This window comes from Streptomyces pseudoechinosporeus, from assembly GCF_054783935.1.
The window spans coordinates 1-8,163 of the sequence record NZ_BAAGPS010000033.1 but is presented as its reverse complement, the minus strand read 5'-3'; the positions used below and the strand labels follow the sequence as shown (position 1 = coordinate 8,163).

Sequence of the window (8,163 nt, the reverse complement as noted above, 5' to 3'; positions counted from 1 at the left end):
GAGGGCGGTATGTGAGTGCACAGGTGACGACAAATCACCTGTGCACTCACATACCGCCCTCTAAGTGCCGGCCTCGGAGGCTGGATCGGCAACTATCCGACCGTGCTCGATCGTCCTTCGGGTATGTCACACCCGAGCCCCGAACCGGCCCTAACTCCGCCTGCCTGGCCGCACTGTGGCCACGGCACCACCACGGAGGACCCGGTCGGCTGCCGCGGCATCCATGTCCCCGGCCACACCACATGCCTCGCCCACCTGGACGACGCCGACCGCGACGCCTACCTGGCCGGCCTGACTCCCGGCGCCGACATCGACCACCGCGGTACCCCCTTCACCGAACCCCTTCTCGATGCCCTCCTCGTCGCCCTCCGTGACCCCGCCACCGGACACCCGCGCCTCGGCATCGCCGGGTTCGAGTCGGCGACCTTCCAGGGCGACGCTCGGTTTGGGTCGGCGACCTTCCAGGGCGACGCTCGGTTTGGGTCGGCGACCTTCCAGGGCCGCGCCGGGTTTGGGTCGGCGACCTTCCAGGGCGACGCCGGGTTCGGGTCGGCGACCTTCCAGGGCGTCGCCTGGTTCAGGTCGGCGACCTTCCACGACACCGCCTGGTTCAGGTCGGCGACCTTCCAGCGCGACGCCAGGTTCGATTCGGCGACCTTCCACGACACCGCCTGGTTCAGGTCGGCGACCTTCCACGACACCGCCTGGTTCAGGTCGGCGACCTTCCAGGAAGACGCCTGGTTCGGGTCGGCGACCTTCCAGCGCGACGCCCGGTTCGAGCAGGCGGTTTTCGAACGGTCGGTCAGCCTCGGGCCGTTGGTGTGCGCCGGGCAGGTGGTGTTGTCCGGGGCGGTGTTCGGCGGCCCGGTGACCCTCTCCTTGGCCGCGCGCCGCCTGGAGTGTCGGCGGACCCGCTGGTCATCAACGGCCGAGTTGCGTCTGCGCTACGCCACGGTGGACTTCTCCCACGCCGTCTTCGAGTACCCCCTCACGATCGCCGCCGAGGCCGACCCCTTCGTTCGCTCCGACGGACGGCCGGTGGCAGAGCAGGCTTTTGCCGACGCGCCCGACGCCACGGTGCGGATGGCCTCGCTGCGTGGCGTGGACGCGGCGCATCTGGTCCTGGCCGACGTCGACCTGTCGGGGTGCCTGTTCACCGGGACCGTGCATCTGGACCAGCTGCGGCTGGAGGGCGACTGCTCCTTCGCCAGCGTCCCGCCTGGCACGCACTGGCGGCGCTGGCGCCCGGTGCGGTTCACCCAGCGCCGCACCCTCGCCGAGGAACACCACTGGCGCGCGCGCCGGCCGGCAGCGGTCCCGGGCTGGAACGTGGCGGTGTTCGACGCCGGACACGTCGGACCGGCGCAGCTGGCGCCGGTGTACCGGGCGCTGCGCAAGGCGTTCGAGGACGGCAAGGACGAGCCGGGGGCGGCGGATTTCTACTACGGCGAGATGGAGATGCGCCGCCACGACCGCACCGGCACCACCCGGGCCGAACGCGGACTGCTGCACGGCTACTGGATGCTGTCCGGCTACGGCCTGCGCGCCTCCCGGGCCCTGGGCTGGCTCGCTGCCGCCATGCTCATCACCATCATGCTGCTGATGGGCTTCGGGCTCCCGAAGGACTCCCCGAAGCAGGAAGCGACCGGCACCGTGCCGTCCCGCGGCGGCAGGGTCACTTTCGAGATCGACAAGGCTGATCCCCAGAACCCCACCGGGGACAGGTTCACCGGCGAGCGCTTCGAGAAGGCCCTGAACGTCACGCTCAACTCGGTGGTGTTCCGCTCCTCCGGCCAGGACCTGACCACCGCCGGCACCTACATCGAGATGGCGTCCCGCGTGACCGAGCCGGTCCTGTTGGGCCTGGCGGTCCTGGCCGTCCGCAACCGCGTCAAACGCTGACCCCAGCGCTCCCACGGCCAGGGCCGGCAGAATGCCGCAGCCACCGGACACTGAAGCAACCGGTGCGCCCGGACCGCCATGAGCCGCCGCACAGAAGATTTCAGTGCCCAGGTCACAGCCTCGCCCACTGAAATCTTGCGTGCGGCCCGACACTCTCGCCCCCAGGTCGCCCGGATGGGACGAGTGCCAGCGGGCGTGACTGGCCACGTCTCAGGCCCCGAATCACAGGCGAAACCTGCACACCCAGGACCACCGCCTGGCATTCTGGAACAGAAAGATGCAGGTAGGAGCCGTAGGTCATAGATCACGTTGCCCTCCTAAAGCGGGTGTCGCAGGTTCGAATCCTGCCGGGGGCACAAGTCTGCGACGCATGAATACACAGGTCAGCGCGGCTCAGTACACCCTTGTGGTGCTGCTGGGGCGCGTGTGGGTGATAGTTTGAGAGCTGCCCCGCACACTCACAGTGGATGGAAAAGCCCAGGTCAGCGGCGCATGCGAGGGGATCGCACGGGCATCTTGTTCATGTCGCAGGTCCGAACCCTACGTAGACCACGACGGCGGAGGGGAAACGCGTAGTCAGCTAGTATCCGACGCCGCCGGGCTGTCCTCCTGGCGTCGCTGCTCGACGATCCACGCCAGAACCTCGAGCACCGCTTGTGCCTGGTGGCGTGCCAGCGCCTCTCCATCCTCATCCTCGGCATCCTCACCCTCGGCGATCTCGATCTCCCAGGTCACCGTGAGTGGTTCGTGCCTGCCTCTGCTCACGTTCATGATCCCTCCCTTTCCCGATACACCGGCACGAGTCCACCTAGGGGAACCGAGTCGACCAGAGCACGGCCCTGCCGACATCGGCAACCTCAGGCCGCAGCCTGACCTCATGGCGGTCGAGAGACGTCCAGGTTCGCCCATCGACAGGTGACCTCGCCCCAGTGGATCCGGCTGCGTCATCGCGGCCGGTACGACGCAGATCATGGACGATGCACGGCGCGATGGGGAAGCAGGCAACGTAGGTCGACCGTGACGGATCCGGGCGTCTGCTTGCAGCACCAGCGGCCAAGAGGGCGCGCACCCGCCGGGCGGGGCGTGGGCCGCGGTGCCCGGCCGGCCCGGGCCCGGCACGAAGGTGGTGCGGTGTGGGAGCGGCCGGTCCATCGCGGCATCGCCTTGAAAACAGGAACCTCGGAGTTGAGGTTCTCAACCGAGAGTCCAGTCGACCGTGTCGGTGTGCATGGAGCCGTTGATGGTTGCGGTCACTGTCACGGTGTTCCGCCCCGGCTTCAGTGTGACGTTGGCCCACCTGAAAATGTGGTCGCTGCTGCTCAGGGTCCCCAGGGAAGCGCCGTTGAGGGTGGCGGTGACCTTGTCCGCGTTGGAGTAGACCTTCAGTTCGGTGGTGGCGTCGGTTCGCTGGGTCCAGCGACGGCTGGTGATGTAAAGGGTTGGAGTGCTCGCCCAGTTGGCCTTGTACCAGTAGAAGGCGTCCTTGCGGATCTGCCGGTCGCGGGTGACCAGGCCCTTGTCGTTGATTCCGGGCCGGTCTCCTTCGTTGCGGCCGTCGGAAGCGAAGTCGAACATGGCCCAGACGAATGTGCCCCAGACGTAGGGACGGGCGGCGAGCTGCTTCCAGGCCGCTTCGTGGAAGAGCGACTGGTACTCCTCGGGGTGCCAGGATCCGCCCGGTGCGGGCTTGGGCGGGTTGAGGGCGTGCTGGGTGGTGCTGGCGCCGACGCCGTACTCCGACATGGCGATCTTTCGGGACGGGGAGTTCGTGTGCAGGTTGTCCGCCCATGCGCCAAGGTCGTCGTCCTTGGATCCGTAGTACCAGCCGTAGTACTTGTTGAAGCCCGTGGTCTGCGTGTGCAGTCCTGCCTGCGCGTTGTCGGGGTCTTCGCCGCGCACCGCGTAGGTGGAGAGCCGGTCCGGGTCCTCGGATTCGATGATGGCGGCCAGTGACGCGAGCAGCTTGTTCGTGGCGGTGCCGTTGTAGTCGAGGAGTTCGTTGCCGATGCCCCAGAAGGCGATCGACGGGTGGTTGTAGTTCTGCCGGATCAGCTCGCGTAGTTGGTTCTGGGTGCTGGCGGTGAAGGCGGTCGAGTCGGTGACGATGTCGACCAGCGGGATCTCCGCCCAGACGATCAGCCCGCGTTCGTCGGCGAGGTTGTAGTCCTTCTGGTCGTGCTGATAGTGCGCCATCCGGACGGTGTTGGCGCCGAGTTCCCGGATGAGGTCGAAGTCCCGTGTGTGATCGGCGTCGGATATCGCCCAGCCCTTGACGGCCTGGTCCTGGTGCAGGTTGACGCCGTGCAGGCCGAGGTGGCTGCCATTGAGGTGGAAGCCGGTGTCGGCGTCGACGGCGATGGAGCGAAGGCCCAGGCGTTCGGTCACCACATCCGCGATCCTGTCCGCGCCCGCGGTGACGTCGTGGATCTCCACGCCGGCGTTGTAGAGGTACGGATCTGCCAGGCCGTTCCACAGGTGGGGGCGGTCGATGGTGACGGTCTGTCTGATCTCCGCTCCGGCGGCTGCGGCAACGGTCTGTGCGGTGCTGCTGGTATCCGCGACGACGGCTCCGTTGCGGTCCGAGATGACGCTCCGCACCACCACCGATCTGGTGGTGCTGCTGTCGTTCCACAGCTTCGTCGTCACGGTCACCGTGGCCGACGCCGCGGTCACATCGCTCTGCCGCAGGTAGATGCCGGGACCCGCGTAGTCCTCCATCCGCACATGAAGGTCGTCGACGGCCCACAGGCTCACATTGCGGTAGATGCCGCCCTGGAAGGTGTAGTCCGCGCCCACCGGCGCGATGCCGGTGTCGCGGGTGTTGGTCACCTTCACCGCGATCACGTTGTCCCCGCCGGGGAGGAGCACGCCGGTGGCGCCGAACCTGAAGCGGGAGTATCCACCTTTGTGCTGCCCGAGATATGTGCCGTTGACCCAGACGTCGGCGACCTGGTTGACCCCGGCGAACTGCAGGTACAGCCTCTTCCCGGCCAGTTCGGAAGGCACGGTGTAGTGGCGGCGGTACCAGCCCACTCCGCGGTAGTAGTTGTTGCCGCCGTCGGCACCGTCGACGGCATTCCAGGTGTGGGGCGTGTTGACCGACGTCCATCCGGAGTCATCGAATCCGGGGGCTTCCGCACCTGCGACGTCTGCTCTGACGAATCGCCACCCGTTGTTGAGATGGATCCAGACACGCGGATTCGGCGCCGTGTACGTCGTAGCGGCGGAGGCGGCACCGGCCATCGAAATCCCTGCCAATGAGGCCAGTACTCCTCCAGCTGTCCCGCTCAGCACCTGTCGGCGAGTAGGGAAACCCGTCATTTCAGAACTCACTTCCGCAAAGGTGGGGTAGAAGGTTTTCTTGGTGCGGCGTTACGCCGACGACCGCGGCGGGCCGGCGGCACCCGGATCGGGCTGACGGCCTGCTCGAAGTGGCTGGGAGGCTTGTCCGGTCGCACTTCGCGTCCAGCCGGCGGTTCTCCCGGATCGCTGCGCCGCAATCGCACAGGTGCAGTTCTCGGACATGCTCGACGCGCGCCGGCCGGCGCGGCCGTAGGTCATGTGGAAGCTCTGCGACGATGCGCGGCAGAGGCAGTCCGCGTGAGCCCGTTGTGAGTGACGGACAACCAGCTGAGGTTGGGGTGAGCCGGCGAGCCGGCTCACCCCAAGGCCACGGATCAGCGTCCGGTGGCAGCGGCCCGGACGGTAACCGCGTCCCACATCAGCGGTGTGTCGTCGAAGACCACCGCGATCTTGATCTTCTCTCCGCCCGCGATGGTCGCCGGAAGGGCCACGCTGCCCTTCTGGGCCTCGTCGAAGGAGACCGGGCCCAGGTCAGTGGCCTTCCCGTCGGCTGCGTACGCGTAGACGTGGCCGGTCTTGTTCGCGTGCAGGGCCGTGCCCGCCGGGTCCGAGGCGGCGGCGTTCAGCGACAGGGTGGCGTTCCTCCCGACGCTGCTCGCGGTCAGACGCTTCGACCGCCTGTCCTTCGTCAGGTCCGCGGAGGTCGGCGCCTGCTGGACGAGCTGCCACTCCTGCGAGCCGTCCGCGACCGCGTTCTGCACGGTCAGCGGCGCCCCGGCGGATGCGCCGGTCAGGAACACGCTGGAGTTCTTGGCCGCCTGGAACTTGTAGTAGCCGTCTGCGGTCTTGCTGATGTTCCAGACGCCTGTGGGGCTGTTGTCGACCCACTGGCCGATCCTCTGGCCGACCGTCGCGTTCCCGGTCCAGATGCCTGCCATGCGGCCGCCCGACTTGTTCAGCAGCGTCGTGCCGCCCTTCGGCGCGTTCACCACGTGCCAGTACTGGGTGTCCTTGTTCGCCGCCGAGCCGGCGTCCTCCAGGCGGACGTCGGGAACGTCCCCGTTGCCGATGTTGGCGTCGTTGGTCTTGCCGCCGGTGCCCATGACCTGCCCGGTCTTGCGGTTCACGAGCTGGTAGTAGGCGCCCTCCGAGCGGCCTTGGTCGACCTCGGAGTACCGGATCGTCGAGGTGCCCTGGTGGTTGAGGATCGAGATGCGGCCGGTGCCCTCGACGTACTGCAGGTTGCGGGTGTAGGAGGCCGGTGCATTCGTCTGGTACTCCTTCCACACACCGTCGCTGCGTCCGCTCTCGTTGACCCAGACGTTGCCGCTGCCTGCGGCGTTGTACACCAGGCGCCCGTCGGGGAGGTTGATGACGACCGGGCTGCCGTTCACCGCGAGACGACGCGAACCGGCGTCGACCGGCAGTGAGGTGACGGGGTTGTCCGTGGAGCCGCGGTAGAACTTCAGCGGGTCGTCGGCGACCACGTACCGGGTGTTGGTTCCGCCGCCCCAGAACTCGTACGGGAGCAGCCACTTGCCGTCCGTCGTCGGGACGACGGTCGTCATGCCCGGCCGGCCGCCTCCGATCTGCGTCTTGCCGCCGCCCATGTCCTGGGTCAGGCCGGCGACGTCGACGACGGGCTCGCTCCACTGCGCGCCGCGGCCGTTCCAGGTCTTGTGGACCAGGATCTGGCCGTGCGAGTCCCGGGCGGTGTCGTTGTCCGGATCCAGCTGCGGCACACCGGTGACCGGGTCGAAGCCCAGGTAGTCGTTCTCGTCGGAGTAGTAGCAGACGAGCTGGCCGTCGTGGACCATCAGGTACGGCTCCCAGAGGGGGTCCACCTGCTTGTACGTGTTCGCCTTGGCGACGTTCTTGCCGACCGCGCCCGCGCTGCCGCCCTGCCAGCCGCCGGTCGCGATGACGTTGAGGACCTTCCAGCTCTCGCCGTCGTCGGTGCTGGAGTACAGGGCGATCGCCATGTCACTGCGGTCCCCGTCGTTGGACGGCGTCCAGTTCGGGTCGGCTGCCTTGTGCTCGAGGTAGTAGTGGTCGTCGCCCGTCACGACGGTCGCGAGGAGCAGCGTGCCCTTCTTCAGTTTGCCGACGTCCTGCGGAAGCGTGTAGAGAAAGGGTGCTCCCCAGTTGCTCTTGTACTTCGCGTACTGGGGGTCCTTGGAGAGGTACGCCGGAGCCTTGACGTCCGCCAGCGGCTGCCACGAGGTTCCGTAGTCGTCGCTCTTGTAGACCGGCATCGTCTCTCCGTCGGCGCTTCCCGTCTCCGGGACGACCGTGGCCTTCTCGAATGCCGCGACGAGACGTCCACTCTCCAGCTGCGCCGACTTGACGTAGATCGCGCAGTTGCCCCGGCCCTTCAGACACGGTTCGTCGCCGAGCTGGTACAGGATCCCGCCCGTCGGGTTGTACGCCTGCGCGCTGCTCATGGTCAGGCCCAGCAGCGCTGAACCCGCGATGAAGGTTCCCAGCGCCTTTCCCAGCCGTCTTGTCTGCATTGTCTCTCCTTTGAGTGATGACCAGGGGTGATGCTCAGTTCTTCGGCGACCGTCGCGGTGACGGCCGTTCGGAGCGCGGTTCAGGCGAGGTCGCCGTCGGACGGGCCGCCTGCCCATCCGGTCACGAACACCCGCACGTCCCATGCGCCGAGCTCCAGTTCGGCGGCCCACGGGGACCGGGCTGTCGTCCAGGACGTCGGATCAGCTCCATGGGGGGCAGCGACACTGACGGGCTGCAAGCTCCAGTTGTGGACGACGCGGACGCGGCGCCGAACAGGACGCGGGCGGGCAGATCCGCCATGAAACAACCTCCGGGAGAATTAGGGGTGTTACTGCTTGACGCCGCCGGTGGCCAGGCCGCTCTGCCAGTAGCGCTGGAGCAGGAGGAAGGCGATGACGAGCGGCACGATGGAGATCAGGGAGCCGGTCACGACGAGCGGGAGCA

3 protein-coding genes and 2 pseudogenes are annotated in these 8,163 nt (G+C 67.5%); 1 reads left to right on the top strand and 4 read right to left on the bottom strand.

What is annotated here, in order from left to right; genetic code table 11:
- Positions 1 to 123 precede the first annotated feature (123 nt).
- Positions 124 to 1,902 carry a pentapeptide repeat-containing protein gene (locus ACYVO6_RS30740; RefSeq protein ID WP_461066872.1) on the top strand — a complete coding sequence of 593 codons (1,779 nt, stop codon included), beginning with the start codon at positions 124 to 126 and terminating at the stop codon, positions 1,900 to 1,902.
- A 576-nt stretch (positions 1,903 to 2,478) separates the two neighbouring features.
- Here ACYVO6_RS30740 and ACYVO6_RS30735 read toward each other — a convergent pair.
- The 4 genes and pseudogenes from ACYVO6_RS30735 to ACYVO6_RS30720 all read right to left on the bottom strand — a co-directional run.
- Complete coding sequence (locus tag ACYVO6_RS30735) at positions 2,479 to 2,673, bottom strand: hypothetical protein (RefSeq protein WP_461066870.1); 195 nt, start codon at positions 2,671 to 2,673, stop codon at positions 2,479 to 2,481.
- Positions 2,674 to 3,096: 423 nt separating this feature from the next.
- A complete protein-coding gene (locus ACYVO6_RS30730; protein ID WP_461066868.1) occupies positions 3,097 to 5,160 on the bottom strand; it encodes a glycoside hydrolase family 2 protein in 2,064 nt (687 codons plus the stop codon).
- Positions 5,161 to 5,918: 758 nt separating this feature from the next.
- Positions 5,919 to 7,718: pseudogene (locus ACYVO6_RS30725) on the bottom strand (RICIN domain-containing protein); the annotation flags it as partial.
- A 329-nt stretch (positions 7,719 to 8,047) separates the two neighbouring features.
- A pseudogene (locus ACYVO6_RS30720) lies at positions 8,048 to 8,163 on the bottom strand (carbohydrate ABC transporter permease); the annotation flags it as partial.